The following is a 24772-nucleotide window of genomic DNA, read 5'->3' as shown; positions in this document are numbered from 1 at the left end:
CCGCGAGGCTTCCTGGCGTCCTCGCTTCGTCAGTTGTATAACTAAGTCTAACACGTCAGACAAGTGGATTGCGTCACATTGTCACGAAACGCTACGGAAACGGTGTCAATCGTGGCTTTTCGGCAACATCGCTGCGAGCGCGGGCACGTCGGCGAGCGCGCGCAGCACGTCGTTGAGGTGGGTGCAGCCGATCGTGCCGACGAGCGTGTCGAGCACCGACTGGCGGAATTCGCCGACATTTTGCCCGACCATCCGCGCCGCCTTCATCGAAGCGCCGGGACATTCGCGAAACGGCAGGATCAGCGGCAGCGCCTGCAGCGCGAGCAGCGTGCCGTCGGCCTCGTCGATTTCGGCATAGACGCGATATTCGTGGATCGCGGTGCGCGTGCCGCCCGGATTGGGGCCGCTGTCCTGGAACCCGGCGTCGACCTTGAGCACGCCCTCGGCGCGCCACAGGTCGATCCGTCGGGCGCGACGCGCGAGCGGGCGCCCCTCCTGCACCGGCATATCGTGCCAGCCGACGGGATCGTCGGGGTTGGCGAGCGGCCCGACCTCGGTCGCCGACTGGTCGCTGTGGTCGACCATGCCGTCGTCGGTCAGCGAGCTGCCGCCCTCGGTAAAGCCGGTGCAGATATTGACCATGCGGCCCTTGTTGCCCGCGGTCGACTTGAGCTTCTGGCTCGCCATGCGCGCATGCCAGTCGTCGGTCCAGCGCGACCAGATCCATCCGGCAACGAGGCTGGCGCCGGCGAAATCGTCGAGGACCTGGAACAGCGGCGTGCCGCGCAGGTCGCCGAGGGTGGCGGCCAGCGCCTGCCGGCTCGCGCCCCCTGCCCGCACCCCGACCAGCTCCTGCGCGCGCGGATGGAGCGGCGCGACCTCGATCTCGACGATCTCGCGTAGCGGCGAGGTACGAATGCGGAACGCGCCGCTGTCGAGCACGACCGCTTCGCCTTCGAACGGCGTCAGCAGGTCGCGCGCAGCGCCGGACATGATCCATGGCTGGCCGAAGCCGTCGGGCCAGTCCGAATCGATCGAACTGGTGCGGCGAATCGACCCCGGCCGGCGAAGCGGCGCGGGTCCCGCCGACTGGCGCGCGAAGGGGAATTGCTGGGGTGCGTTCAAGTCATCATCCTATTTGGGGGGCATCCGGATCGCGCCATCGAGGCGCAGGGTCTGGCCGTTGAAATAGCCGTTGCGCGCGAGTTCGAGGACGAGGCTGCCGAACTCGTGCGGGTGGCCGAGGCGCTTCGGGAAGGGCACCGAGGCGGCGAGGCCTTCGAAGATCGCGGGCGCGCGATCCTTGACCGCGAGCATCGGCGGGGTCGCGAAGATGCCGGGCATGATGGAATTGACCCGAATACCCAGGTCCATCAGGTCGCGCGCCAGCGGCAGGACGAGGCCGTTCACCCCTGCCTTCAGCGAGCCATAGCCGACCTGTCCGATCTGGGCGTCCTGCGCCGCCGCCGACGCGGTCAGCACGATCGCGCCGCGTTCGCCATCCTCGTTCAGCGGATCGGCGTTCGCCATGCCGAGCGCGGCGAGCGAGGCGAGGCGATAGCTGGCGATCAGGATGCCCTGCGCCGAGAAGGCATAATCGTCGGTCGAATAGCGAACATAGCCGCCGCTCGTCTTGTCGAAGCGGACGGTCTTGCCGCCCTTCGAGATTTGCGCGCAATGGACGAGGATGCGTTCCTGGCCGTGCGCGGCGCGGGCGGCTTCATAGCCGGCGACGACGCTGTCCTCGCTGGTGATATCGACCTTGCAGAAGACGCCGCCGATCGCGTCGGCGACGGCCTTGCCGCCTTCCTCGTTGACGTCGAAGATCGCGACCTTGACCCCTTCGCCCGCCAGCGCCTCGGCGCTCGCGCGGCCAAGGCCCGAGGCGCCGCCCGTCACCACCGCCGCAATGTCATGTCCCAGTTTCATGTCATATCCTTTGATTGCTAATCGTTACTGCAGAACTTCGAGATTGCCACCATCGATCACCAGCACCTGGCCGGTAATGAACCCCGCGCGGTCGGAACAGAGGAAGGCGGCCGCCGCCGCCATATCCTGTGGCGTGCCCATGCGCGGGATCGGATAGGCGCTGGTGCGCTCCGCGATATGCTCGTCATATGTCTGGCCCTGCGCCGCAGCGATCCTGGTGAAGACCTCCTTGAACTGCGGCGTCGCGATCGCGCCGGTGCCGAGCGTGTTGACGGTGATCCCCATCGGGCCGAGTTCGGCCGAGATCGTTTTCGACAGCGCGAGCGCGCCGACGCGGTAGGTGTTCTGCGCCGCGCGCGCGAGCTTGCGGTGCGGCGCCTTTACCGAATTGGTGCCAATGGTGAGGATGCGCCCCCAGCCCTGTTCCTGCATATGCGGGATCACCGCCTGCACCGCCCAGCGAAACGCCATGACATTGTTGGTGTTCGCGGCGGCGAAGGTCTCGTCGTCGACCTCGAGGAAACTACCCTTCGGCCCGGAGTCGACGTTGAAGATCAAGATGTCGGGCGGCGCGAAGGCGGTGCTCGCCGCCTGCACCGCCTGCCCGATCCCGTCCTTGGTCGTGCAGTCGGCGGAGATGCCGATCGCCTGCCCGCCCGCCGCCTGCACCTCAGCGACCGCAGCGTCGATCGTTGATTGCGTGCGCGCCGCGATGACGACGCGGCAGCCCTCGCGAGCGAATTCGTGCGCGCAACCGAGGCCGATACCCTTCGATCCGCCGAAGACGAGCGCGACCTTGCCGGAAATCCCGAGGTCCATCAGGGTGCCTTTCCTTGCTGGAGCTTGAGCCGCTCCTGCAAAATATCGTTGCGGCCGGGCGAGGCGGCGATGGTCGAGCCGCCGTCCATCTTGATCGTCGTCCCGGTGATATAATCGGATTTCGCCGAGGCGAGGAACAGGCAGGCATGGGCGATGTCGGCGGGGGTTCCGGCGCGCCCCACCGGTACCGTCGCACCATAAGCCGCCAACCCCTCATCGCCGAGCACCGATCGCGCGCGGTCGCTGGCGACAAGGCCGGGGTTGATCGCGTTGACGGTGATCCCCTCCCTCACCACATCTCCCGCCGCGGCGCGGATGAAGGCGTCGAGCGCCGCCTTGGCCATGCCATAAGCGGTCATGTTGGGGACGACGTTGAAGGTGCCGTTGACCGAACCGATCGCGATGAAGCGGCCGCCGTCCTGCGCTTTGCCCAGATAGGGCCGCGCGGCATCGAGCAGCCACCATGCCGCCTTGGCGATGCTCGCGAAACCCGCCTCGAGCCGTTCGTCGTCAACATGGCCGAGCCCGCCGTGCGGAATGTCGGCGGCGGCATGCACGATGATATCGACGCCGCCGAACGCCTGCGCGGTCGCCTCGACGAGTGCGCGGCAATCGGCGTGGCGCGCGATGTCGGCGGCGAAGCATTCGGCGATGCCGCCCGCCTTTTCGATCTCGGCCTTTACATCCTGGGCCGAGGAGATGGTGCGTGCGCCGAGCATGACCTCGGCGCCGGCCGCCGCGAACGCCTTGGCGACGCCGCGCCCGACGCCCTTGCCGCCGCCCGTCACGATCACCGATTTTCCAGCGAAGCTCTCGCTCATGCGCTTACTCCTTGTGCGGTGCCGTCGCTGCCGAACTGGCGCGGCGGGAACAGCGGGATGTCCATCTGGGTCAGCACGCCCGGCGGCGCGGCGCAGACGAAAGGCACCGCGTTGACCGCGATCGTCGGCGTCGCCGAGGTGCCGCGCGGGCGGTGCAATTCCTCGCTGACCTCGGGCGCCCCTTCGACGAAGATTTTGTGGGTCACCCCGGCGCCTTTCGCGAGCGCCGGCGTTTCCCATTCGGGCGCGGCGGCGTGGTGGAGGCGCAGGATTTTCTCGTAGCGGATCATCGGTCGGCCGAGGCAATGCGCGGTGACGCGCCAGCGGGTCGCGGCGGTCCGCCCGGCGGCGACCTCGCCGAAAGCCGCGGTGTCGATGGGATAGTCGACCGCGATCGAATCCCATTGCTGTTCGATGTGATCGACCGCGAGGCCAAGGAAATCGGCAATGCCCTTGAGCGTCGCGATGTGCCACGACGCGCCGACCTGGCTGGTGAACATCGGCGGCTCGACCGCGGGGTCGCCGTTGAAACCGTACATCAGCAGCGAGTCGGTGCCGCCATAGCCCTGGACGTCGGACATCTCGACGATCCGCACCGCGTCGAGCCGCGCGATGGTCGAGAGGATCGCGAAAAGTTGCTGGCCAAAGGCGAAGCCCGGTTCCTCGCCGGTGAGCAGGAAGCTGCTGCCGCCACGTTCGCACGCCGCGACGATCGGGTCGACATGGAGCGGGTCGCCGTGCGCGGGATATTGCAGGTCGAAGTGCGAGATGCTGACGACGTTGGTGCCGGCGGCGAGGAAGGGCAGGATTTCGGCGGTCGCTTCATCGTCACGACCGACGGTGCTGGCGAAATAGATGAGGCAGTCGACACCGAGCGCGAGCAGCGCCGCGGCATCGGAGGTTGCGATCACGCCGACGGGTGCGGTTCCGGCAATCTCCCCCGCGTCGCGGCCGCGTTTGTCTTCGCCCGAGACATGCAGGCCGACAAGCTCCAGCGCGGGGTCGCCGAGAATCTGGAGCAATCCCTGTTTGCCGAGATAGCCCATGCCCCAGGCGATGACGCGGATCGGCATCGACCTACCCCTCGAACAACGCGCGCAGCCCCGGTGCCGACGGCTTCATCGACGGGGTGCGCGGGAAATCGGGGACGATGCGGAAATGGACGGGGACCTGATAGGCGATGAGCCGATCCTTGAGCCACGCCTTGAGATCGTCGGTTGCGGGCGCGGCGGCCCCCTCCTTGAGGATGATCGCCGCGGCGGGTACCGAACCGAGGCGATCGTCGGAGATACCGACAACGGCGGCCTCGCGGATCGCCGGATGGTCATTGAGCGCGCGGACGACATCGTCGGGGTGGATCTTGAAGCCGCCGCGGATGATCGCATTGTCGGCGCGGCCCTTGATGAAGAGAAAGCCGTCGCTGTCGAGCGCGGCGCGGTCGGTGGTGCGCAGCCATCGCAGGCCGTTGCCGAGCTGCTCGCCTTTGAGTTCGAGCAGGCCTTCGGTGCCGTGGGGCAATTCCGCTCCGCTGTCGGGATCGACGACACGCGCCGCCATATTGGCGTGAACGCGGCCGACCGCGCCGCGCTTTTCCGCCCAGTGGCGATGAAAGTCATCGATCGTCCAGCCCGCGATCGCGCCGGCGAATTCGGTCGCGCCATAATTGCTGCAGATCGGGATGCCGTAGCGCGCGTAGAAGGCATCGACCAATTCGGGCGCCAGCGGGGCGGTGCCCGAGATCAGCGACTTGAGGCTCGACAGGTCGGCGGGATCGACATCGGCGTCGAGCAGCATACGCACCGCCGAGGGCACGGCGGAAGCGACGGCGGGCCGGTGGCGGCGGACCGCATCGAGCCAGGCGTCGACGCTGAATTTTTCGAGCAGCGCGATCTTGCGCCCCGCCATCAGCGCGCCGATGCAGCCATAGATGCCGCCGATATGGGTCAGCGGGTTGACCACCATCGTACAGCCCGAACCGAGCCGGGGCGGATCGTCGAAGCTCTTGCCGCGTTCATATTTGGCGAAGCCGCGGAAGCTCGCGTCGAAGGCGTCGCGGCTCAGCGGCACGCGTTTCGGCGTGCCCGTCGTGCCGCTGGTCAGCATCTCGATCGCGACACCAGGCGAGGTCTGGATCGCGGCGCGGATGTCGCGCTGCACCACGCGCACGCCTTCGAGGCGCGGGCCGATCTCGATGATCGCCGATCCGGCCCGGGTCAGCGCTTCGGCGAGCCCGGGACGGGCGAGATCGGTGGCATCGGCGATGACCACGGGAAGGCGGAGCGTTTCGACGTCGGCGAACAGCCTCGCGTCGGGCAGGACCGGATTGAGCGTGACGAGGCAGCGATCGGTCGAGAGCACCGCCGCTGCCGCCGCGACATGGCCGGGACGGTTGCGCAGCATCACGCCGACGCGTGCATCCTCGGGCAGGCCCATCGCGCCCAGCGCCTCTTCGATCGCGCCCACATTGTCGGCGATCTGGCGCCAGCTGTAATCGACGCCCTCGAAATCGATCTGGGTCCGATCGGGTTCGAGCGCCATGATCGCGCGCAGTTTGTCGGTCATCAAGGCCATTACAGCGCGAGTCCCCCGCTCGCTTCGATGATCTGGCCGGTGACCCAGCGGGCATCGTCGCCGAGCAGCATCATCACCGCGCCAGCAATGTCCTCGGGCTCGCCGAGGCGGCCCATCGGGGTGTGCTTCGCGGTCGCCTCGTCCCAGCCGGGCTGGTCGCGCAGCGCGGTGATGAAGTCGGTCGCGACCGCGCCGGGGGCGACGCAGTTGCAGGTGATCTGGCGTTTCGCCACCGCGAGCGCGGTCGAGAAGGTCAGGCTCTGCACCGCACGCTTGGTCATCGCATAGCTGGCGGCGAAGGGCTGACCGACCTTGCCCGACATCGACCCGATGTTGACGATGCGGCCGCCGTCGCGAAGGCGCGACAGCGCCGCCTGCGTCACGAAATGCGGACCCTTGACGTTGACCGCGAACAATTCGTCGAACAGGTCTTCGCCCGCGCCCTTGAGCGTGCCGTCACGGCCGCTGCGTCCGACGCCGGCGTTGTTGATCAGGAAGTCGAGATTGGGCGCGCCGCCGAACTGCGCATCGCAGGCGGTGAACAGTGCCTCGATGCCCGAGAGGGTCGAGACGTCGGCCTGCACCGCAAAGGCCTTGCCACCCGCCGCGACGATCTCCGCTGCAAGGGCATCGGCGACGTCCTTGCTCCCCGCATAGTTGATCGCGACATGCGCGCCCGCTTGCCCAAGCCGCCGCACGATCGCGGCGCCGATGCCCCGCGAACCGCCGGTGACGAGCGCGGTCTTTCCGGTAAAATCACTCATAGAAACAATCCTCCGCTGGCTTCGACGATCTGGCCGGTGACCCAATGCGCTTCGTCGCGGCACAGCATCATCACCGCGCCGGCGATGTCGTCGGGCACGCCGAGACGCTTCATCGGGGTGAGCTTCGACGTCGCCTCGGCCCAGCCGGGTTTTTCGGACAGCGTCTTGTTGAATTCGGTATCGACCGCGCCGGGGGCGACGAGGTTGCAGGTGATGCCGCGCGGGCCGACGACGACCGCGGTTGACATGGTCAGGCTCTGCAGCGCGCGCTTGGTCGCGGCATAGGCGGCGAAGGGCGGCAGCGCCGAACGCCCGCCGAGCGAGCCGATGTTGATGATGCGCCCGCCGTCGCGCAGGCGATCGAGGCAGAGCTGGGTGATGAAATGCGGCGCCTTCTGGTTCACCGCGATCATGCGGTCGAACAGCTCCTCGCTGCATTTTTTTAGGCTGCCCTCGTCGCCCTCGCCGCCGACCCCGGCGTTGTTGACGAGGATATCGAGATTGGGCGCCCCGCCGAACGCGGTGTCGCACGCTGCGAGCATCGATGTGATACCCGCCATCGTCCCGACATCGGCTTGCACCGCAAAGGCCCGGCCGCCGGCCGCGACGATTTCGGCGACGAGCGTTTCGGCGGCGTCCTTGCTGCCGGCATAGTTCACCGCGACATGCGCGCCGGCCATGCCGAGTCGGCGCGCGATCGCGGCGCCGATGCCGCGCGATGCGCCGGTGACGAGCGCGGCCTTTCCGCTCAGTTCCGCCATTTCGTCTCTCCCCATATCGTTCGACGTAATTGACTTAGTTATATATGTCGTGCAAGCCCCGTCGCAAAGAAAATGGGAGCGGGCATGTCCGAATTGATCCTGAGCGAGCGCGAAGGCGCGCTGCGTATCCTGACGTTGAACCGGCCCGACCGGCACAATGCGATGGACGACGACATGTCGTCGCTGTTCCAGAAACTGCTCGGCGAAGCGCTCGACGAAACCGAGTCGAGCGCGATCCTGATCCGCGCCAATGGCAAGAGCTTTTGTTCGGGGCGCGACACCAATGTGCTGGGGCACCGCGCGCGCGACGAGAGCGATTTCCACTTCGTGCGGCGGCATCAGGAAGGGCGGCTGAGAATGCAGGAATCGACCAAGCCGATCATCGCCGCGGTCAAGGGCGGCGCGATCGGCGGCGGGTGCGAACTGGCACTCGCGGCCGATATCCGCGTCAGCGACACGACGCTGAAAATGGCGCTGCCCGAAATCCTGTACGGCGTTTTGCCCGATACCGGCGGGACGCAGATGATGACCGCGCTGATCGGGCCGTCGCGGACCAAATATATGGTGATGACCGGACAGAAGATCGACGCGGCGACCGCGCTAGAATGGGGCGCGGTCGATTTTGTCGTCGCACCCGAGGAACTCGACGCGAAGGCGCTGGAGATGGCGCGCGATATCGCCGCCAAGCCGCCGATCAACCTCGCGCTGGCGAAGGAGATGATCAACCTGACGCACGGATCGACGATCCGCACCGGCACCCGCGCCGAACTCTACGCGCAAAGCTATTTGTTCAAGACCGAGGATTATCAGGAAGCCCGCGCCGCGATCCGCGAGAAGCGCGCGCCGAGCTACAAGGGGAAATAAGATGGCCCTCCCTTCCCCTCCTCCGCTCGGCGCCAAGGCGCTGCCCGACGGCACTTATGACGGACAGGTGGTCGCGGTCACCGGCGGCGGCACCGGGCTCGGCAAGGGCATGGCGGTCGAGTTCGCGCGGCTGGGCGCGAAGATCGCGGTGCTGAGCCGCAAGCCCGAGCATCTGGAGGCCGGGCTCGCCGCGATCCGCGACGTCGGTGGCGACGTGATCGCGGTGGCGTGCGACGTGCGCGATCCCGAGGCGATCGCGGCGGCGTTCGACCAGATCGAGGCGAAGCTGGGGCCGGTCGACGTGCTGATCAACAATGCGGCGGGCAATTTCCCCGCGCCGGCCGAGGAGATGACCCCGAACGGGTTTCGTACCGTCGTCGATATCGTGCTCAACGGGACCTATAATTGCAGCCGCGAATTCGCGATCCGGCGGCTGGCGGCGGGGCTGCCGGGGGCGATCCTCAACATCGGGGCGACATACAGCTGGACCGGCGGTCCGGGGACGTCGCATTCGGCGGCGGCGAAGGCCGGGGTGACCAACCTGACGCAGAGCCTGGCGGTCGAATGGGCGCCCGACGGCATTCGCGTCAACTGCATCGCGCCGGGGCGCTTCCCGCACGACGATCTGCCCGACCATATGACGCGCCACCGCGTCGGCGAGCGCGGCGACAATACGATTCCGGGAATGCGCGTCGGCGAAGTGCGCGAACTGGGCTGGGCGGCGACTTTCCTCTGCTCGCCCTACGCAACTTACATCAGCGGACATACTTTGGTCGTCGATGCCGCCAACTGGCTGCGCCGCTCGCTGGTGATGCCCGAGTTCGTGCCGATCCGCGAACAGTTCGGCCAGCGGGCGCGCGCGAGCGGGACGGCGGCAGCGGCGATCGCGAAAACGCGCGGAGACAAGGCATGAGCGCGGCGCTGGTCCTGCGCGAGGATGCAGGCGGCGTGTGCACGCTGACGCTCAACCGGCCCGACAAGCGCAATGCGATCAACCGTGAGCTGTTTCGCGAATTCCGCGCGCATATCCGCGATATCGAGGCGGGTGTCGGCGATGCCGGGCTGGTGGTGATCACCGGCGCGGGCGATCATTTCTGCGCCGGGCACGATTTGAAATCACCGCCGCACGCCGATGCGCTTGGCTGGCTGCGGCAGGAGATGCTGATCGTCGAGCGGTTGACCCAGTTGCGCCAGCCGGTGATCGCGAAGATCCGCGGCACTTGCTACACCGGCGGGCTCGAACTCGCGCTTGCCGCCGATTTCATCGTCTGCGGGACGAGCGCCCGCTTTGCCGACACGCATGGCAAATGGGGCCTCGTCCCCGGCTGGGGGCTGTCGCAGCGGCTGCCGCGCCGCGTCGGACAGGCAAAGGCACTCGAGATGATGCTGACGTGCCAGCCCTATTCGGGTGAGGATGCCGCCGCGATGGGGCTCGCCAATACTTGCGTCGCCGATGACGCGCTTGACGCGAAGGTGGCCGAACTGGCCGCGCTGATCCTCGGCAATAGCCGACACAGCAATGCCGAGAACAAAAGGCTGATCTACGACACCGACGGCCTGGCGATCGGTGCGGGCCTCAATCACGAACTGATGCGCAACGCGGGGTTCGACCCGGCGATGCGCAAGAAGGGCGAGCCGATCGCCGCCGCGAAAAAGGCAGGCTGATGGATATCGGCTTCTCCCCCGGCGAAACGCGTTTCCGCGAAGAATGCCGCGACTGGCTGCACGCCAATGTGCCCGCCGAACAGCGTCCGCTGCACGCCGCCGACGCGATCGATTTCGACAAGGCGTGGCAGCGGCAATTGTTCGATGCCGGCTGGGCGGGGATCAACTGGCCGACCGAATATGGCGGGCGCGGCCTGTCGATCGTCCAGCAGGTCATCTGGCTCGAGGAATATGCGAAGGCCCATGCGCCGTGGATCGGCGCCAATTTCGTCGGCATCAACCATGGCGGGCCGACGCTGATCATCAACGCGAGCGAAGACCAGAAAGCCTGGCACCTGCCGCGCATCCTGTCGGGCGAGGCGATCTGGTGCCAGGGCTTCTCCGAGCCGGGCGCGGGATCGGACCTTGCCGGGATCAAGACGCGCGGGCGGATCGAGGGCGACGAACTGGTCATCAACGGATCGAAGATCTGGACGAGCTTCGCGCATGTCGCCGACTGGCAGGAACTGGTGCTGCGTACCGAGGACGGGTCGCGGCGGCACGCCGGCCTCAGCTGGGCGATCTGCGACATGCACGCGCCCGGGATCGACGTCCGCCCGATCCGCAAGATGTCGGGGCAGGTCGAGTTCGCGCAGGTCTTCTACGACGATGTTCGTATTCCGCTGGCGAATGTCGTCGGCGGACTCGGCAACGGGTGGAAAGTGGCGATGTCGACGCTGAGCTTCGAACGCGGCACCGGCTTCATCGCCGACCAGGTCAAGCAGAGCCAGGAAATCGCCGACCTGATCGAGGCGGCGCGCGCCAACGGCATGATCAAGGACGACCGTATCGCCCACGAGCTGGCGCAGATGCGCGCCGAGGTCGCGGCGCTGCGCGCGATGACCTATCGCAATATTTCGGAAGTGGTCCGCACCGGACAGCCCGGTCCCGAGGCCTCGCTGATCCGCCTGTTCACCGCCGAACTGGGCCAGCGGCTCGACCGCATGGCGGTGGCGTTGATGGGACCCGAAATGCTCGATTTCCAATATGGCGACGACAATGCGGTCGGCGACTATCTGCGCGGCTTTGCCGGCACGATCGCGGGCGGCAGCGCCCAGATCCAGCGCGACATCATCGGCGAGCGCTTGCTCGGCCTGCCCAAATCGCGATGAGCGCGCAGCGGGCATCGCGCCCCGGCGCAGGCCGGAGCCCAGGAACGAAGGAGCCCGCATGGACCTGACCCCGAACGACGATCAGGCCGCCTTTGTGGCGGCGACCACCGACTGGTGCCGCGACGCGATGCCGCTGGAGCAGGCCCGCGGCCGGCCCGCCGATATCTGGGCACAGCTCGAGGCGATGGGACTGCCGCGCATCACGGCGCCGGAGGCCAGTGGCGGTCTTGCGCTCGATCACGCGACCGAGGCGCTGGTCTTTGCCGAACTCGGCCGTTTTCTCGCGCCGGTGGGCCTGCTGTCCTCGGCGGTCGCGAACCGCTGGTTCGCGGAGCCGTTCGACGGCAAGGTAGCGCTCGCACTGACCGTCGAGGAACCCGGGCCGATCCGGGTGCTCGACCCGGTGGATTCGGCGGCGGTGCTGATGCTGCAACCCGGATCGGTGCGCGTGTTCGACATCCCCGACAGCTTTACCAACCTGAATAGCGGACAGCGGCACGTCACCGAACACCGGTCGTCGCTCGACCCCTCGACGATGCAGAGCTGGCAAGAGTGGACGACGACCGCGGTGTGGACCGAGGATGATGTCCGTCCGCCCCTTCACCTGCAATTGCTCGCCGTCGCCTTCGCGGTCGGCTGCGCCGATGCCGCGCGCGACATGGCCGTCGATTATGCCAAGGTGCGCGAACAGTTCGAGCGCCCGATCGGGTCGTTTCAGGCGATCAAGCATATGTGCGCCGACATGGCGGTACGCGCCGCGGTGGCGCGGTCTCAGCTTTATTATGCGGCGTGCGCGCTCGACGAAAATGCTGCGGATGCGGCCTTTCATGTGGCTGCAGCAAAGCGGCTTGCCGACCAGGCGGCGCTCGACAACGGCCGTGCGAATATCCAGGTCCATGGCGGCATCGGCATGACCGACGAGGCGTCCCCGCACCTCTGCCTCAAGCGCGCGCATCTGCTGCAGTTCATCGCGCCCGCCGATGCGGCGCTCTTGCTCGGCTGACGATGTCAGTCGTCGACGATGGCCTGGAACTCCCGCTCCAGCCATTGACGCAGCCGCGGCTCGACGCGGCCGGCGAATTCGGCGAGCGGGAGCTGGTCGCGGTAGGCGAAGAAGCCGAGCGAAACCATCATGAAGCGCGCCGCCTTCACATCGGCATCGCCGCCGCCGAACCAGTGTTTGAGCGGCTCGAACACGCGGTCGCGCAACAATCTTTGCGCCACCGCGCGCGCCTCGCGGTCGGAGGCGGCGCTGAACATCATCGGCAGCGGGCTGACGCGATCATCGTCGTCGGCGAAGCGCGCGACGATCATCTTGCCGAAGCCTTCCTTGGGAAGATCGGTCATCATCCGCGTGTTGAGCGCGGCGTCGAGCGCCGCCTCGAACAATTTGAGCTTGCCGCCGAAATAGCGGCTGACGAGCGACGGGTTGACCCCGGCGCGCGCGGTGATGTCGCGCACCCCCGCTTCGGAAAATCCTTTTTCGGCGAAAATTTGCTGCGCAGCAAAAAGGATCGCCGCTTTTGTGCGATCGGCATCGCGCGTCGGTGCTTCCATCGTCGTCGTCATGACATCTCCCCGTTGACTCGTTATGTAAACCATCGTTTACTTACGTCAATGGGAGAGAGAAAATGACCGAGTCGCAGGCTCCGGCGCGTTCGCCGGTCCATGAATTCGATTATATCGCGGACCCCGGCGTTCTGGCCGATTGTCACGCGCGCTACTGGGATCTGAAGGAGACCGCACCGCCGGTTTTCTGGACGAGCGCGCATGGCGGCCATTGGGTGTGCAACACCGGCGCGTCGGTGCAGCATGTGGTGCGGCATCCCGAGATTTTCTCGAGCCGCTATCTGTCGATCCCGCCCAATCCGAACCAGCCGAAGATGATCCCCGAAATGCTCGATCCGCCCGAGCACCGGCCGTATCGTCAGATGCTGCGGCCCTTTTTCGAATCCAAGGCGATCGAGCCGCTCGAGCCGCGCGTGTCGGCGTGGACCGACCAGCTTCTCGACGAAGTGGTCAGCAAGGGCGAATGCGACTTCGTCGAAGCGATCGGGTCGCGGCTGCCCGTCGCGGTATTCATGGAATTGTTTGGCTTTCCGATAGAGAAGTTCGAGGAATTCCGCGGCCTCGTTACCGGCTTCTTCCACTCGCAGGCCAGCAACGAGGAGCGCAACGCTCTCGCGCAGGCGATCGTCGGTCATCTCGCCGAACTGATCCAGCAGCGCATGGCCGAGCCGCGCGACGACATGATCTCAAAGATCGTCGCGAGCGAGGTCGACGGGCGCACGGTCAATTTCGAGGAGCTGATGTCGATCGGTTTCCTGATGTTCCTCGCCGGGCTCGACACCGTCACCAACGCGATGAGTTTCGGGATGCGCCACCTCGCGCATGACGAAAAACTGCGCCAGCGCGTCATCGACGACCCGGCGGTGATCCCCGACATGGTCGAGGAATTGCTGCGCCGCTATGCCTTTGTCGCGACGCCGCGTTATATCGTCGAGGACACTATACTGGAGGGCGCGCAGCTGCGAGCTGGCGACTGCATCCTCGCGCCGCTGCCGCTGGTCGGCTGGGACGAAGGGTTGACCGAGGACCCGAAGACGGTGTCGGTCGAACGCCAATTTTATCGCCACGCGGCGTTCGGGTCGGGAATCCACACCTGCCTCGGGCTGCACCTCGCGCGGATGGAACTGATCGTCTTCTACCGCGCCTGGTTCGCACGCGTCGGCCATTTCCGGCAGGTTGCAAAAGGCGACGAGACGTGCCGCGGCGGCAGCGTGATGGCGCTCGAACATCTGCATCTGGCGTGGGGGTGAGCAAGATGGATCAGGCCCTGCACATGCTGATGGTGCCCGCGGGCGACGTGGCGACGCTGCGTACCTTCTATCTGGACGGCCTCGGCTGGCAGCCATGGGGTCCCGACAGTCCGGGGTCGCTGATGCTGCGCGCCGGGACGGCGGTGATCGTCTTCGTTCCGCGCGACTATCTGGCGGCCGAAAGCGGCATCGATCTCGCCGCGGCGCCGCGCGCAGTCAACGCGATCTTCGTCGAAACCAAGGCCGACGTCGACACGCAATTCGCCGGAGCAATCGCCGCCGGCGCCACCGTCACCAGTCCGATCCGCGACCGCGATGGCGGCCTCTATTCGGGCTATTTCGCCGACCCCGAGGGCAATGGCTGGGAAATCGTCTGGAGCCCGGTGATGCGTCCGGGCGCCGATGGCGGACTCGTCCTCGCCACGCCCGAAACCCACTGACCAACCGAGAAGAGGATATCATCATGGCCAGCGCAGCACCCGCAGTTCACCTGCATCTGGGGCACGAACAACGCAGCAGCGGCAGCGGCGGGACGCACCCGCATCTGCATCCCGTTACACAAGTGACGCAAGCCGATATCCCGCTCGCCGGTGCGAAGGAGGTCGAGGAAGCGGTCGCCAAGGCCGAGGCGGTGCGCGAGTCCTGGCGCCGCACGGCGCCCGAGACGCGGCGCGACATCTTGAACCGGTTGGCCGACCTGCTCGAGGCGAACAAGGCCGAGCTGGCGCGCATGGCGGCGCTCGACGGCGGCACGACGCTGATGGTCGGCGAGCGCGGGGTCGATACCGCGGTCGGCTGGACGCGCTATTACGCCGGCTGGTGCGACAAGATGTCGGGCGAGCTGATCTCGACCTTCGATACGCGCGGCGAGCTGTCGTACACGGTGCCCGAACCGATCGGAATCGTCGGGATCATCATCACCTGGAACGGCCCGCTGATCTCGCTCGGCATGAAGGTCGTGGCGGCGCTGGCGGCGGGCAATTGCGTGATCTGCAAGCCCGCCGAAATCACCCCCTTCGCCCCTGAGTTGTTTGCGCGGCTCTGTGCTGAAGCGGGGGTTCCCGACGGCGTGCTGTCGATCTTTCCCGGCACCGCCGAGGCGGGCGATGCGATCGTGCGGCACAAGAAGATCCGCAAGATCAGCTTCACCGGCGGGCCGATCACCGCGCGCAAGATACTCATCGCCTGCGCCGAGGAGATCAAGCCGTCGGTGATGGAACTCGGCGGCAAGTCGGCGAGCCTCGTCTTCCCCGATTGCGACGTGCAGGCGGCGGCCGAGCGCGCGGTGTTCTGGACCGTCGGCTGCCTGTCGGGGCAGGGCTGCGCCCTCCCTACGCGTCAGGTCGTCCACGCCGATATCTACGACGATTTCGTTGCGCGGGTGAAGGCGATCATCGGCCAGTTCAAGGTCGGCGACCCGATGGACCCGACGGTGATGGTCGGCCCCGTCATCAACAAGGCCGCGGTCGAGCGGATCACCGGCATGTTCGACCGCGCCAAAGCCGACGGCGCCGCGACCTTCCTGCTCGGCGGCGGGCGCTGCGGCGGCGAATTTGCCGAGGGCAATTTCATCGAGCCGACGCTGATCGTCGATGCCGACCCAGACCATGAAATCAGCCAGGTCGAGATTTTCGGTCCGGCGGTGGTAGTGATGAAATTCCACACCGAAGATGAAGCCGTCGCAATCGCCAACAACAGCGAATATGGGCTCGCCGCGATGATCCAGTCGAACGATCTGCAGCGCGTGCACCGCCTGTCGGAGCGGCTCAATGCCGGCGGCGTCTATGTCAACGGCGGGTTCCAGATCAATCCCTACACGCCATTCGGCGGGGTCGGCATTTCGGGCTTTGGTAAGGAAGGCGGCAAGGCGGGGATCGACGAATTCCTGCACTACAAGACGGTGACAATCGGCGTCGGCGCGCCGATCTTTCCGAAGCAGGAGGCGTGACCATGGCCGATTTCACCAACGACCAGTTCCGGCTCGACGGCAAGGTGGCGATCGTCACCGGCGCCGGCGGGCGCGGGAACAGCATCGGGCGCGCTTATGCAGTGGGCCTCGCCAACGCGGGGGCTAGCGTTGCCGTCGCCGACCTCAACAAGGGAGGCGCCGAGCGCGTCGCGGGCGAGATCGAAGCGGCAGGCGGCAAGGCGCTGGCAGTGAAAGTCGATATCGCCGACGAGGCGTCGGTCGCGGCGATGATGGAGGCCACCGCCGCAGCGTTCGGCGGGCTCGATATCCTCGTCAACAACGCTGCGCTGATGGTCGAGGCGGTCGGTACGCCGGCGATTCAGACGAGCATCGCCGATTTCGACAAATTGATGCGCGTCAACCTGACCGGTGCCTTGATCTGTTCGAAGGCCGCTGTGCCGTTGTTCCAGGCGCGCGGCGGCGGCAAGATCGTCAACCAGCTGTCGGCGGGCGGCTTCCCCGCGCAGACCACCTACGGGATCAGCAAGGTGGCGTTGCTCGGACTGACGACGACACTGGCGACCGAACTCGGGCGGATGAACGTCAACGTCAACGCTATCGCGCCGGGGATGACGATGTCCGACGCGGGCAAGGCACTGACCCCCGAGGAAAGTCCGTTCGTTCAGGCGGCGATGGCGCGCGTGGTCAAGCAGCCGCGCGGGCTGCCGGAGGATCTGGTCGGGGCGCTGTTGTTGCTGTGCTCGCCGGCAGGCGACTGGATCACCGGTCAGGCCCTGAACGTCGACGGCGGATTCATCATGCGCAATTAGGCTGGGCCGTCTCGATCCAGCGATTGCGAACATGAGTGGCCATCGCGACGGCATAACGTTCGGCGGTCGGGGTGGGGTAAAGCCGGGCGCGGCGGGCGATGACGATCTGCGCCGACCAGTCGGCGATTTCGGGGATGGCAAGCGTGAGGAGCCGCCCGGCGTCGATATGCTCGGCGATGGCCGCTGAAATCGCGAGCAAGACGGCGTCGCTGCGCGCGGTCAGTTCGACCAGCGTCGACACTTGTTCGCAATACACGCTGCCAGCCTCCGGGCGGCTCGACTGGCGCACGGCCGGCCCCGCATCGAGCGGCACCATCGGCAGATTGGGCGACGCGCGCGGATATGCGGCGATGTCGGCAACCGAAAGCCGCTTGCGGTCTAGCAGTTCATGCCCCGGGCGTACATGATAACCGATCGGCGCCGTGCCAATCGGTTCGACCGCGATGCTCGGGTGATCGCGCGCCGCGCGGCCGTCGGCGACGAAGAAGTCGAGATCATCGGACAGCAGGCGGCTGACCAGCCGTTCGACCGGCAGGATATGCACCTGAACCTCGACCGCCTGCGACGGTTGCCACACGGCCTGCAGATAATCGGTGAGAAGGCCGGCGAACATCGGGCCGAGGCCGATGCGTACGCGCCCCGTTTCGCCGCGCGACAGCCGCTGCGCATGCGCCTTCAGCCCTTCCGCCTGCCCAAGCAGCGTGCGCGCTTCTTCGACCACCGCCGAACCCGCCGTCGTGGTGACGACGCCCGCTGCAATGCGTTCAAACAATTTTAGCCCCAGTTCGTCTTCGAGACTCTGGATGCTGCGGCTGAGCGCGGGTTGCGACAGGTGCAGCCGCGCGGCGGCGGCGGTGAAATTGCCCCAGTCGGCCAAAAACACGGCGTGGCGAAGTCTTCGCAAATCCATTGCCCATCATGCAGTTCATGCATCAAAAATGCAATATCTATGCATTGGATTTATTACCTGCGTCGTGGGATGGATTGCCGCATCACAGGGGAGAATATCGATGCAGCCGCAACATTGGATCTTCATATTGATCGCCGCGATATTGGCGATCGAACTGGCCACGGGCCGTCACAAGGGCGTCCATCGCAAGCATGATTTCTTCATCATCGGCTCGGTAATTCTCGGCTCGCAGGTGACGCGCATCGGAATGGCGTGGCTGACGGCATGGATCGTCGGCTTGTTGCTGCCGACGGGCAAAGGCGCGCTTGCCGACGTGCCAATCTGGTCGGGGTTCGTGGGCCTGCTGCTTGTCGCCGAGTTCGGCCAATATTGGATCCACCGTTCGGCGCATGATACGATCAACCACCCGTGGCTCCATGGCATGCACCGCACCCATCACAGCGCGCCCTATGTCAATGTCACCTTGATGTGGCGTACCAATCTGGTCTGGCCGCTGGTCCACGCTTATACTTGGGTGGCGGCGCTGGGATTTTACCTCGGCATGACCGGTGCGACGACGATATTCTACATCACCATCATGGCGTGGAACGCGATCACCCACAGCGACTGGCGCTGGGACGACGTGATCGCGCGAAAGGTGCCGGGTGGCGCACGCTTCGTCCGTGCCTTCGAATGGGTGTTCGTGACCCCGCGCATCCACCACACGCATCATGGTTATGGCAAAGACGGCAAGGCCTATCGCAACTTCTGCACGATGCTCAGCTTTTATGATCGGATGTTCGGGACGCTGCATGTGCCCGAAGGTCGCCCGTGGCGTTACGGCCTGCCCGGCGGCGAGCATGACTGGTGGCGGCAATTGCTCTTCCCGCTCGTCCCACTCGGCGAGTCCAGGAAGCGCTAGGCGGTTTCGCGCAACTGGTGCTTCAGCACCTTGCCCGAGGCGTTGCGCGGCAGTTCGTCGACGATGCTCAGCCGTTCGGGCGTTTTCTGCTTCGCGATCCCCGAAGCAAAGAAATGATCACGCACCTCATCGAGCGTCAGCGACCCACCCGGCGCGAGCACGACGCAAGCGCGCACGACCTCGCCCATTCGTTCGTCCTTCGCCGCGACGACCGCGGCATCGAGCACCGCCGGATGCGCCAGCAGTACCGCCTCGACCTCTTTCGACGAGATATTCTCGCCGCCGCGGATGATGATATCCTTCTTGCGGTCGGTGATCAGCAGGTAGCCACCCTCGTCGAGGCGGCCGATGTCGCCTGTGCGATACCAGCCGCCGGGGAGGAAGGCCGCTTCGTTAAGCACGGGGTCTAGATAACCCAGAAAGAGTTCTGGACCGCGGGTGCAGATTTCACCGTCCTCGCCCGGCGCGACGTCGTGACCGTCGTCATCGACGAACCGCATTTCCGATCCCGCGATCGCCCGGCCCTCGGTATGGAGTTGCTTGTCGAGCGGGTCGTCGAGGACGCCCGAGGTGACGGTCGGATGCTCGCTTGATCCGTAGCAATGATAGACGGCGAGGCGCTGCGCCTGACAGCGCTCGATCAACGAAGGCGGAACGGGTGCGGCACCGACGAGATACTGACGCAGCGAGGTCAGATCATAGCCATGAGTGTCGGCGGCGGCGAGCATGCCCGACAGATGGAAGGGCGTGCCCGACGAGGACGTCACCTTGTGGCGGTCGATCAGTTGCGCCGCAAGGGCCGCATCCCACTGGTCCATCAGGATCAGCGGCGTGCCCTGGCACAGGAAACGGTACATCGACAGCGCGCCCGCGACATGGCCGGGCGGCCAGGGCGAGATCACCGCATCATCGTCGCCGCCGGCCCGCATCGCGCGCATCGTTTCAAGCTCGGCGAGGAAACCGCGCGCGCTGTGCATCACACCCTTGGGATCGGCGGTGGTGCCCGAGGTGTAGACAAGCAGGGCGAGATCGTTCGCATCGACCGGCACCGGATCGGCGATCGGGCCGTTGGCTTCGAGCGCAGCGAAACCGGGGCCGATGGCGATATGGCGATCGATGGCGGGGAGGTCGCCGCAATCGGCCACGACCTGCGCATAATCGACGTTGCGAAAGCGGTCGGGCGTGAACAGCCATCGGGCGCCCGACTGGCGCAGGATGAAGCCGAGTTCCTTCGCGCCATAGATGGTGACGACCGGCAGCATCACGGCGCCCGCCTGCGCGGAGGCGACCGCGACGACGAGCCATTCGCGCCAGTTGGCTAGCATGCAGGCGATAATGTCGCCGCGGCCGACGCCCGCCGCTGTCATTCGTGTTCCCATGCGGCGTCCCGCCGCGACGACGTCACCCAGCGTGGTGGTGCAGGGCAGCCTGTCAGACGCGACGGTCAGCGCCGCGCCGGGCGCCCGCGCCGCGGCGGCGGTCATCGCCTCGATGAAATTCGAACTCATCCGTGCAGGGAGTCGACGGTCCGCTCGCCCTCGCCACGCGCCGCCCAGGTGTCGTTGGCGTTGCGCAGGTGGAGCCGCCAGTGCGCGACGGCGCCTTCGACGTCGCCAGCCTCGATCATCGTAACCAGTTTCTCGAAAGATTTGAACCCCGCGCGCAGGCTCTTGTACTTGTCCTCGGTCGTGCGAGGGTGGCGGCGCTGATAGTCATTTTGATGATGGCGCCCCAAATTGAGCAGCATGCGGTTCATCAAGCTCAACGTCTTGTTTCCCGTTGCCTCGACCAGCGTCTGGTGGAAAATCGACACATTGTCGACGAATTCGGCATAGCCTTCATTCTTGAGCATGTCCTCAAGCTCGGAAAGCGCTTGCCGTAGCCTTGCGAAGCCGGGCGTCTGGCCCTTCGAGGTCGCGAGCCAGCGCACGACGGTCGGCTCGATCGCGAGCCGCGCGGCATAGAGATCGGCGATCGTCGTCCCCTCGGCCTCAAGCAGGTAGCCGGCGTAACGCGACACGAGTTCGACCGACGGCTGGTGCACCCGCGCACCGCTGCGCGAACCGCGAACGACGCTGATCAGATTTTCGGCCTCGAGGATACGGAAGGCTTCGCGCAGGGTCGGGCGCGATATGCCGAGGGTGGCCATCAACGTGCCTTCGGGTGGCAGCGAGTCGCCTTCTTTCAGCTCACCGCGGACGATCTGGGCCCTGATCTGGTCGGCGACCAGTTCCGACGTCTTCGGAACCCGGATGCGCGAATTGCCACTATCCATCTGCAAAATTCCTGCCCCCTGACCCGGTCATTCTATAAGGATGCGTTACTCTAACTGCGTCTTTAGTGGCTTTGGTGCCAGCCCGCAATGTTGCTGCCATTTCCTCCATTTAGGCGCCGAAAGACAATCCTTCGTTGAGTGTCCATTTGCCGTTTTGCCCGCGCACCCAGCCCGACGATGCCCAGGTGCCGCCATCGACGGGCAGCAGGACACCGCTGATATAGCTCGCCATCGCGCTCGACAGGAAGACCGCGGCATCGCCGCACTCCATGTCGACACCCTCGCGCCCGAGCGGGATGAGGCGGTTCATCGCATCGACGGCCTCGTCGCTATGCTGTTTCCAGGTCGCCGGATCGACCGGGCCGGCGCGATTGCCCTGATTGCCCGGGGTGATCGTATGGTCGGGGGCAATGCAGTTGACGCGGATGCCATGGCCCGAGAGTTCGACCGCCATCGATTTGGTGAAGCTGAGCATGCCCGCCTTGCACGCGGCATAGACGGCAAAGTTCGGCGCGGCGCGGCTCGCCTCGATGCTCGCGACGTTGACGATCGATCCGCCGCGCCCGCCCGCGACCATATGCTGCGCCGCGGCTTGAGTGGCGACCAGCATCGACATCAGGTTGATGTCGACATGTTTGCGCATGCTGCGCTCGCTCTGTTCGAGGAAGGGGCGCGCCGAGACGCCGCCGGCATTGTTGGCGAGAATGTCGAGCCGGCCATATTCGGCGGCGGTGCGGTCGATTGCGGCGCGCAATGCGTCGGCGTCCATGACGTCGCCGGGGATGGCGAGCGCCTTGCGCCCCGCTTCGCGGACCCGCTCGGCCGCCTCTTCGGCGCGTTCGGGAAAGATGTCGAAGATCGCGATGTCGGCGCCCGCTTCGGCGAGGCGGATTGCGATGGCACGGCCGATGCCGCCGCCGCCGCCGGTGACTAACGCCGCCTGCCCGTCGAGGCGGATGCGGTCAGTCATCGAGGGTGATGCCCATGACCGCGCCGGTGACATAAGCGGCGTAATCGCTGGCGAGATAGGCAGCGAGCTTTCCGAGCGTGTCGCCGGTCTCGCGCGTGAGAATGCTGTTCACGCGGATACCGTCGCGCGCCCATTCGACGCCAAGCGTCTTGGTGAGGTTGCCGAGCGCACCCGCGGCGGCGGCCTGGTCGGCGCCAAGCGCCTGTTCGGGGGCGCCGATAAACAGCACTGCCCCGCCCTGCCCGCGAGCGCGACAGGCCTCGGCGAAATCCTTAGCGCCGAGGAAGCGGCGGTCGAGCCCAGCGTCGAGGCTGGCGCGCCATTCGGCATGGGTGAGGTCCTGCGCCAGCTTTGTCGCGGGCGGCGGCGCGATATGAACCCAGATATCATGGTCGCCGTCGCTCACCAGCGTCGCGCCCGCCGCTTGGAAGGCCGCAATGATCGCCGGGCTATCGCCCTCGATCCGTGCGCGTTTGCCCGCCAGCCAACCGCTCATTTCCACCCGCGTCATTTCCACCCCCAAGGCCCGTCGGCGCGTTCGCGCGGCGGCATGAAGTCGGGCATCATCAGCGACCGGCGCAAGCTTTCGCCGCCGTCCTGCACGATCACCTGCCCGGTCATGTCGCCAAACAGGGGTGTGCAGGTCATCGCCGAAAGCCAGCCGAATTCCCAGATGCTGCCGGTGCGCCCCGCGGGGATCATATTCTGAAGCGGCTCGATGCCGCCTTCGCGGTTTCCGGCGGTCGAGCTCGCATGCGGGAAAAACCCCGCAGCGATCGCGTTGACCCGGATGCCATAGGGCGCCCAGTCGGCGGCGAGTTTGCGGGTCATCGTCGCCTGCGCGGTCTTGGCGGCGGCGCTGTGCGCATCGCCGGGAAAGCCGGTCCAGATATATTGGGCGCTGTTGTTGACGATCGCGCCACCTTTGCCCCGCGCGATGCGGCGGCGGGCAAATTCGGTCGAGCAAAGGAAGGTGCCGTCGATCGCGATGCGGGTGACGGCATTCCACGCGTTGGGCGAGATATCCTCGGCGAGGACCGGAAAATTGGCGCCGGCATTGTTGGCGAGCAGGCCGATCGGGCCGAGCGCCTCTTCGGCCTCGTCGAAAGCCGCGGCGACGGCTTCGGGGAGCCGCACGTCGCAGCTCATCGCATGGGCGCGCACGCCAAGCGCCGCGATTTCCGCCGCGCCTTCCCGCGCGCGTTCGATACTGCGGCCCATGACCGCGACATTGGCGCCGCCCTGTGCAAAGGCCTTGGCCATCGCGAGCCCCATGCCCGATCCGCCGCCGGTGACGAGCACCGTCAGACCCGCGAAGATATCCGCCGGATAGGGCGATGCGTCGAACGGCGGCGGAGCCGCCACGATATGATGTGCTGGAACCGGCAATTTTCTCTCCCTTCGTACAGGGTTGCGCCTCAGCCACGTGCGTGTCAAGACATACATAACTAGGTTATACAGGAGAGGGTGATGGAGATAATCGCGGAAGGCCTCGCCTTTCCCGAGGGGCCGGTGGTGATGGCCGACGGATCGGCGATCGTCGTCGAACTCGCGGGCGGGCGGATCACGCGCTGCTGGAACGGCCGGACCGAGACGGTGTGCGACATCGGCGGCGGTCCGAACGGCGCGGCGATCGGTCCCGATGGCGCGCTGTATGTCTGCAACAGTGGCGGGCTCGACCTCGGTAAATTCCAGAATGCGCGCGGGGCCGGGCATGAGGGCCGCATCGAGCGTGTCGACCTGGCGACCGGCCGGTATGAGCGGATTTACGAAAGTTGCGACGGGATCGCGCTCGAAGCGCCGAACGACATCGTCTTCGACGCGGACGGCCGTCTATGGTTCACCGACCTCGGCAAGACCCACGACGGCATCCGCACCGCGAGCGGGCTGTTCAGCGCCCTGCCCGACGGGTCGGACATCGTCGCGATCAACCGCCATGCGGTGTCGTACAACGGCGTCGGTCTGTCGCCCGACGGCCTTCACGTCTATGTCGCCGACACGCACCAGGCGCGGCTGTGGCGCTATGACCGCAAGGTCGAGGCGCAGCGCCCGACGTGGGTCGCGACCGCACCCGGGCCGGTCGGGTTCGACAGCCTGGCGGTGACGGCGGCGGGCAATATCTGCGTCGCGACGCTCTATGACGGCGGCATTTCGACGATCACCCCCGACGGCGCGGTGTCGAAGTTCGCGATCGCGGGCGAGCCCTATGTCACCAACATCGCCTTTGGCGGCGACGATAGGCGCGATGCCTATATCACGCTGTCGACCACCGGCCGGCTGGTGAAGACACGCTGGAACGAGCCGGGGCTGGAGTTGCATTATCATGGCTGATCTTGCCGGTGATCGCGACGCGATCCGCGACCTGCTCGCGCGCTACACCTACAATGGCGACCGCGGGCGGCTGAACGAAATGACGGCGTGTTTCGCAGCCGACGGCGTGCTCGAATATCTCGGTAAGGTGCCGCAGGGTGCCGCCGCAATCGAGGCCGCACTGTCGTCGGGAACGCGCGATGCGCGGCTGACCTTCATCCGCCACCATATCACCAACCCGCTGATCGCGATCGACGGCGATCGCGCGACCGCGCGCAGCTATTTCACGGTGCACAGCAATTTCGGGCCCGACCATAGCGGCACCTATGACGACAAGCTGACACGGACCGCCGACGGCTGGCGCTTTGCGCATCGCCGGGTGCGGATCGACTGGCAGGCCGAAGGGTCGCTGTTCGACTCGATGACGTCGCGCTGAACCCAATCGAATTCAACACAGCCGCCTTTGGCATATTGACACCTTAGTGTCATTTTGACATCAAAGT

The 24772-nt window shown here is 66.2% G+C and carries 27 protein-coding genes; 12 read left to right on the top strand and 15 right to left on the bottom strand.

All coding sequences use genetic code 11. The features are described 5' to 3' along the window. Positions 1-105: 105 nt before the first annotated feature. Genes AC3WS4_RS12455 through AC3WS4_RS12420 form a run of 8 tightly spaced genes read right to left on the bottom strand, consistent with a single transcriptional unit; the run spans position 106 to position 7665 of the window. Positions 106-1125 carry a DUF2889 domain-containing protein gene (locus tag AC3WS4_RS12455; protein WP_492738287.1) on the bottom strand — a complete coding sequence of 340 codons (1020 nt, stop codon included), beginning with the start codon at positions 1123-1125 and terminating at the stop codon, positions 106-108. Between the two features lie 9 nt (positions 1126-1134). Further along, positions 1135-1929: an SDR family oxidoreductase gene (locus tag AC3WS4_RS12450; protein ID WP_492738289.1), complete on the bottom strand. Its 795-nt coding sequence runs from the start codon at positions 1927-1929 to the stop codon at positions 1135-1137. Positions 1930-1953: 24 nt separating this feature from the next. Further along, entirely contained in the window at positions 1954-2748 is a 795-nt protein-coding gene (locus tag AC3WS4_RS12445) for an SDR family oxidoreductase (protein ID WP_492738291.1), read from the bottom strand. After that, a complete protein-coding gene (locus AC3WS4_RS12440) occupies positions 2748-3569 on the bottom strand; it encodes an SDR family NAD(P)-dependent oxidoreductase (protein WP_492738293.1) in 822 nt (273 codons plus the stop codon). Before AC3WS4_RS12440 ends, AC3WS4_RS12445 begins: the two co-directional genes overlap by 1 nt. Next, positions 3566-4642: a hypothetical protein gene (locus tag AC3WS4_RS12435; protein WP_492738295.1), complete on the bottom strand. Its 1077-nt coding sequence runs from the start codon at positions 4640-4642 to the stop codon at positions 3566-3568. The genes AC3WS4_RS12440 and AC3WS4_RS12435 overlap by 4 nt, the downstream gene beginning before the upstream one ends. 4 nt (positions 4643-4646) lie before the next feature. Next, a complete protein-coding gene (locus tag AC3WS4_RS12430) occupies positions 4647-6131 on the bottom strand; it encodes a class I adenylate-forming enzyme family protein (RefSeq protein WP_492738297.1) in 1485 nt (494 codons plus the stop codon). Positions 6132-6139: 8 nt separating this feature from the next. Then, positions 6140-6904, bottom strand: a complete 765-nt coding sequence (locus AC3WS4_RS12425) for an SDR family NAD(P)-dependent oxidoreductase (RefSeq protein ID WP_187139913.1) — start codon at positions 6902-6904, stop codon at positions 6140-6142. Then, a complete protein-coding gene (locus AC3WS4_RS12420) occupies positions 6901-7665 on the bottom strand; it encodes an SDR family NAD(P)-dependent oxidoreductase (RefSeq protein WP_492738300.1) in 765 nt (254 codons plus the stop codon). The genes AC3WS4_RS12425 and AC3WS4_RS12420 overlap by 4 nt, the downstream gene beginning before the upstream one ends. An 84-nt stretch (positions 7666-7749) precedes the next feature. Between AC3WS4_RS12420 and AC3WS4_RS12415 the strand changes: the two genes are divergently transcribed. Genes AC3WS4_RS12415 through AC3WS4_RS12395 form a run of 5 tightly spaced genes read left to right on the top strand, consistent with a single transcriptional unit; the run spans position 7750 to position 12348 of the window. After that, on the top strand, positions 7750-8529 hold the full coding sequence (locus AC3WS4_RS12415) for an enoyl-CoA hydratase/isomerase family protein (RefSeq protein ID WP_492738302.1): 780 nt from the start codon (positions 7750-7752) through the stop codon (positions 8527-8529). Position 8530: 1 nt separating this feature from the next. Further along, on the top strand, positions 8531-9442 hold the full coding sequence (locus AC3WS4_RS12410) for an SDR family oxidoreductase (protein WP_492738304.1): 912 nt from the start codon (positions 8531-8533) through the stop codon (positions 9440-9442). Beyond that, on the top strand, positions 9439-10194 hold the full coding sequence (locus AC3WS4_RS12405; protein ID WP_492738306.1) for an enoyl-CoA hydratase/isomerase family protein: 756 nt from the start codon (positions 9439-9441) through the stop codon (positions 10192-10194). Before AC3WS4_RS12410 ends, AC3WS4_RS12405 begins: the two co-directional genes overlap by 4 nt. After that, positions 10194-11345: an acyl-CoA dehydrogenase family protein gene (locus tag AC3WS4_RS12400; protein ID WP_492738308.1), complete on the top strand. Its 1152-nt coding sequence runs from the start codon at positions 10194-10196 to the stop codon at positions 11343-11345. The genes AC3WS4_RS12405 and AC3WS4_RS12400 overlap by 1 nt, the downstream gene beginning before the upstream one ends. Before the next feature lie 58 nt (positions 11346-11403). Continuing rightward, positions 11404-12348 (top strand): acyl-CoA dehydrogenase family protein, encoded by a 945-nt coding sequence (locus AC3WS4_RS12395; RefSeq protein ID WP_492738310.1) that lies wholly within the window; start codon positions 11404-11406, stop codon positions 12346-12348. 5 nt (positions 12349-12353) lie between these two features. Here the strand turns inward: AC3WS4_RS12395 and AC3WS4_RS12390 are convergent, their stop codons facing one another. Further along, entirely contained in the window at positions 12354-12914 is a 561-nt protein-coding gene (locus AC3WS4_RS12390) for a TetR/AcrR family transcriptional regulator (RefSeq protein WP_492738312.1), read from the bottom strand. Between the two features lie 62 nt (positions 12915-12976). On the opposite strand from AC3WS4_RS12390, the gene AC3WS4_RS12385 reads away from it, so the two are divergent. The 4 genes from AC3WS4_RS12385 to AC3WS4_RS12370 are packed head-to-tail and all read left to right on the top strand — an operon-like array spanning position 12977 to position 16903. Beyond that, complete coding sequence (locus AC3WS4_RS12385; protein WP_492738314.1) at positions 12977-14164, top strand: cytochrome P450; 1188 nt, start codon at positions 12977-12979, stop codon at positions 14162-14164. Positions 14165-14169: 5 nt separating this feature from the next. Continuing rightward, positions 14170-14604, top strand: coding sequence for a VOC family protein (locus tag AC3WS4_RS12380; protein ID WP_492738316.1), 435 nt, complete (start codon positions 14170-14172; stop codon positions 14602-14604). Between the two features lie 23 nt (positions 14605-14627). Beyond that, entirely contained in the window at positions 14628-16112 is a 1485-nt protein-coding gene (locus AC3WS4_RS12375; RefSeq protein ID WP_492738318.1) for an aldehyde dehydrogenase family protein, read from the top strand. Positions 16113-16114: 2 nt separating this feature from the next. Next, positions 16115-16903 carry an SDR family oxidoreductase gene (locus AC3WS4_RS12370; RefSeq protein ID WP_492738320.1) on the top strand — a complete coding sequence of 263 codons (789 nt, stop codon included), beginning with the start codon at positions 16115-16117 and terminating at the stop codon, positions 16901-16903. On the opposite strand, the gene AC3WS4_RS12365 is transcribed toward AC3WS4_RS12370, so the two are convergent. After that, the gene (locus AC3WS4_RS12365) at positions 16890-17813 is read right to left on the bottom strand and encodes a LysR family transcriptional regulator (RefSeq protein WP_492738323.1); all 924 of its coding nucleotides are present in this window, start codon (positions 17811-17813) and stop codon (positions 16890-16892) included. The two genes, AC3WS4_RS12370 and AC3WS4_RS12365, sit on opposite strands and share 14 nt — an antisense overlap. Positions 17814-17913: 100 nt before the next feature. Between AC3WS4_RS12365 and AC3WS4_RS12360 the strand changes: the two genes are divergently transcribed. Beyond that, the gene (locus AC3WS4_RS12360; RefSeq protein WP_056347571.1) at positions 17914-18714 is read left to right on the top strand and encodes a sterol desaturase family protein; all 801 of its coding nucleotides are present in this window, start codon (positions 17914-17916) and stop codon (positions 18712-18714) included. Here AC3WS4_RS12360 and AC3WS4_RS12355 read toward each other — a convergent pair. From AC3WS4_RS12355 to AC3WS4_RS12335, 5 genes are all read right to left on the bottom strand, one after another. Next, the gene (locus tag AC3WS4_RS12355) at positions 18711-20222 is read right to left on the bottom strand and encodes an AMP-binding protein (RefSeq protein ID WP_492738325.1); all 1512 of its coding nucleotides are present in this window, start codon (positions 20220-20222) and stop codon (positions 18711-18713) included. The genes AC3WS4_RS12360 and AC3WS4_RS12355 overlap by 4 nt on opposite strands. Continuing rightward, on the bottom strand, positions 20219-20989 hold the full coding sequence (locus AC3WS4_RS12350) for a FadR/GntR family transcriptional regulator (protein ID WP_187139900.1): 771 nt from the start codon (positions 20987-20989) through the stop codon (positions 20219-20221). Before AC3WS4_RS12350 ends, AC3WS4_RS12355 begins: the two co-directional genes overlap by 4 nt. Positions 20990-21098: 109 nt before the next feature. Further along, positions 21099-21959, bottom strand: a complete 861-nt coding sequence (locus tag AC3WS4_RS12345; protein WP_492738328.1) for an SDR family NAD(P)-dependent oxidoreductase — start codon at positions 21957-21959, stop codon at positions 21099-21101. After that, positions 21952-22470 (bottom strand): SDR family oxidoreductase, encoded by a 519-nt coding sequence (locus AC3WS4_RS12340; RefSeq protein WP_492738331.1) that lies wholly within the window; start codon positions 22468-22470, stop codon positions 21952-21954. The genes AC3WS4_RS12345 and AC3WS4_RS12340 overlap by 8 nt, the downstream gene beginning before the upstream one ends. Beyond that, on the bottom strand, positions 22467-23348 hold the full coding sequence (locus AC3WS4_RS12335; RefSeq protein ID WP_492738335.1) for an SDR family oxidoreductase: 882 nt from the start codon (positions 23346-23348) through the stop codon (positions 22467-22469). The genes AC3WS4_RS12340 and AC3WS4_RS12335 overlap by 4 nt, the downstream gene beginning before the upstream one ends. Positions 23349-23429: 81 nt before the next feature. Between AC3WS4_RS12335 and AC3WS4_RS12330 the strand changes: the two genes are divergently transcribed. Further along, positions 23430-24290 (top strand): SMP-30/gluconolactonase/LRE family protein, encoded by an 861-nt coding sequence (locus AC3WS4_RS12330; RefSeq protein WP_492738338.1) that lies wholly within the window; start codon positions 23430-23432, stop codon positions 24288-24290. Further along, positions 24283-24705, top strand: a complete 423-nt coding sequence (locus AC3WS4_RS12325) for a nuclear transport factor 2 family protein (RefSeq protein ID WP_492738339.1) — start codon at positions 24283-24285, stop codon at positions 24703-24705. Before AC3WS4_RS12330 ends, AC3WS4_RS12325 begins: the two co-directional genes overlap by 8 nt. Positions 24706-24772: the final 67 nt, after the last annotated feature.

This window comes from Sphingopyxis sp. EU05-FHT14B03 (genome assembly GCF_058790875.1).
The sequence above is the reverse complement of the archived record's forward strand: the minus strand, read 5'-3'. Positions and strand labels throughout refer to the sequence as shown.

What these genes read in the sequence shown, in the direction of transcription:
- AC3WS4_RS12450 (WP_492738289.1), bottom strand. Translation starts at nt 1,929, where the DNA reads ATGAAACTGGGACATGACATTGCGGCGGTGGTGACGGGCGGCGCCTCG.
- AC3WS4_RS12445 (WP_492738291.1), bottom strand. Translation starts at nt 2,748, where the DNA reads ATGGACCTCGGGATTTCCGGCAAGGTCGCGCTCGTCTTCGGCGGATCG.
- AC3WS4_RS12440 (WP_492738293.1), bottom strand. Translation starts at nt 3,569, where the DNA reads ATGAGCGAGAGCTTCGCTGGAAAATCGGTGATCGTGACGGGCGGCGGC.
- AC3WS4_RS12435 (WP_492738295.1), bottom strand. Translation starts at nt 4,642, where the DNA reads ATGCCGATCCGCGTCATCGCCTGGGGCATGGGCTATCTCGGCAAACAG.
- AC3WS4_RS12430 (WP_492738297.1), bottom strand. Translation starts at nt 6,131, where the DNA reads ATGACCGACAAACTGCGCGCGATCATGGCGCTCGAACCCGATCGGACC.
- AC3WS4_RS12425 (WP_187139913.1), bottom strand. Translation starts at nt 6,904, where the DNA reads ATGAGTGATTTTACCGGAAAGACCGCGCTCGTCACCGGCGGTTCGCGG.
- AC3WS4_RS12420 (WP_492738300.1), bottom strand. Translation starts at nt 7,665, where the DNA reads ATGGCGGAACTGAGCGGAAAGGCCGCGCTCGTCACCGGCGCATCGCGC.
- AC3WS4_RS12415 (WP_492738302.1), top strand. Translation starts at nt 7,750, where the DNA reads ATGTCCGAATTGATCCTGAGCGAGCGCGAAGGCGCGCTGCGTATCCTG.
- AC3WS4_RS12410 (WP_492738304.1), top strand. Translation starts at nt 8,531, where the DNA reads ATGGCCCTCCCTTCCCCTCCTCCGCTCGGCGCCAAGGCGCTGCCCGAC.
- AC3WS4_RS12405 (WP_492738306.1), top strand. Translation starts at nt 9,439, where the DNA reads ATGAGCGCGGCGCTGGTCCTGCGCGAGGATGCAGGCGGCGTGTGCACG.
- AC3WS4_RS12400 (WP_492738308.1), top strand. Translation starts at nt 10,194, where the DNA reads ATGGATATCGGCTTCTCCCCCGGCGAAACGCGTTTCCGCGAAGAATGC.
- AC3WS4_RS12395 (WP_492738310.1), top strand. Translation starts at nt 11,404, where the DNA reads ATGGACCTGACCCCGAACGACGATCAGGCCGCCTTTGTGGCGGCGACC.
- AC3WS4_RS12390 (WP_492738312.1), bottom strand. Translation starts at nt 12,914, where the DNA reads ATGACGACGACGATGGAAGCACCGACGCGCGATGCCGATCGCACAAAA.
- AC3WS4_RS12385 (WP_492738314.1), top strand. Translation starts at nt 12,977, where the DNA reads ATGACCGAGTCGCAGGCTCCGGCGCGTTCGCCGGTCCATGAATTCGAT.
- AC3WS4_RS12380 (WP_492738316.1), top strand. Translation starts at nt 14,170, where the DNA reads ATGGATCAGGCCCTGCACATGCTGATGGTGCCCGCGGGCGACGTGGCG.
- AC3WS4_RS12375 (WP_492738318.1), top strand. Translation starts at nt 14,628, where the DNA reads ATGGCCAGCGCAGCACCCGCAGTTCACCTGCATCTGGGGCACGAACAA.
- AC3WS4_RS12370 (WP_492738320.1), top strand. Translation starts at nt 16,115, where the DNA reads ATGGCCGATTTCACCAACGACCAGTTCCGGCTCGACGGCAAGGTGGCG.
- AC3WS4_RS12365 (WP_492738323.1), bottom strand. Translation starts at nt 17,813, where the DNA reads ATGGATTTGCGAAGACTTCGCCACGCCGTGTTTTTGGCCGACTGGGGC.
- AC3WS4_RS12360 (WP_056347571.1), top strand. Translation starts at nt 17,914, where the DNA reads ATGCAGCCGCAACATTGGATCTTCATATTGATCGCCGCGATATTGGCG.
- AC3WS4_RS12355 (WP_492738325.1), bottom strand. Translation starts at nt 20,222, where the DNA reads ATGAGTTCGAATTTCATCGAGGCGATGACCGCCGCCGCGGCGCGGGCG.
- AC3WS4_RS12350 (WP_187139900.1), bottom strand. Translation starts at nt 20,989, where the DNA reads ATGGATAGTGGCAATTCGCGCATCCGGGTTCCGAAGACGTCGGAACTG.
- AC3WS4_RS12345 (WP_492738328.1), bottom strand. Translation starts at nt 21,959, where the DNA reads ATGACTGACCGCATCCGCCTCGACGGGCAGGCGGCGTTAGTCACCGGC.
- AC3WS4_RS12340 (WP_492738331.1), bottom strand. Translation starts at nt 22,470, where the DNA reads ATGACGCGGGTGGAAATGAGCGGTTGGCTGGCGGGCAAACGCGCACGG.
- AC3WS4_RS12330 (WP_492738338.1), top strand. Translation starts at nt 23,430, where the DNA reads ATGGAGATAATCGCGGAAGGCCTCGCCTTTCCCGAGGGGCCGGTGGTG.
- AC3WS4_RS12325 (WP_492738339.1), top strand. Translation starts at nt 24,283, where the DNA reads ATGGCTGATCTTGCCGGTGATCGCGACGCGATCCGCGACCTGCTCGCG.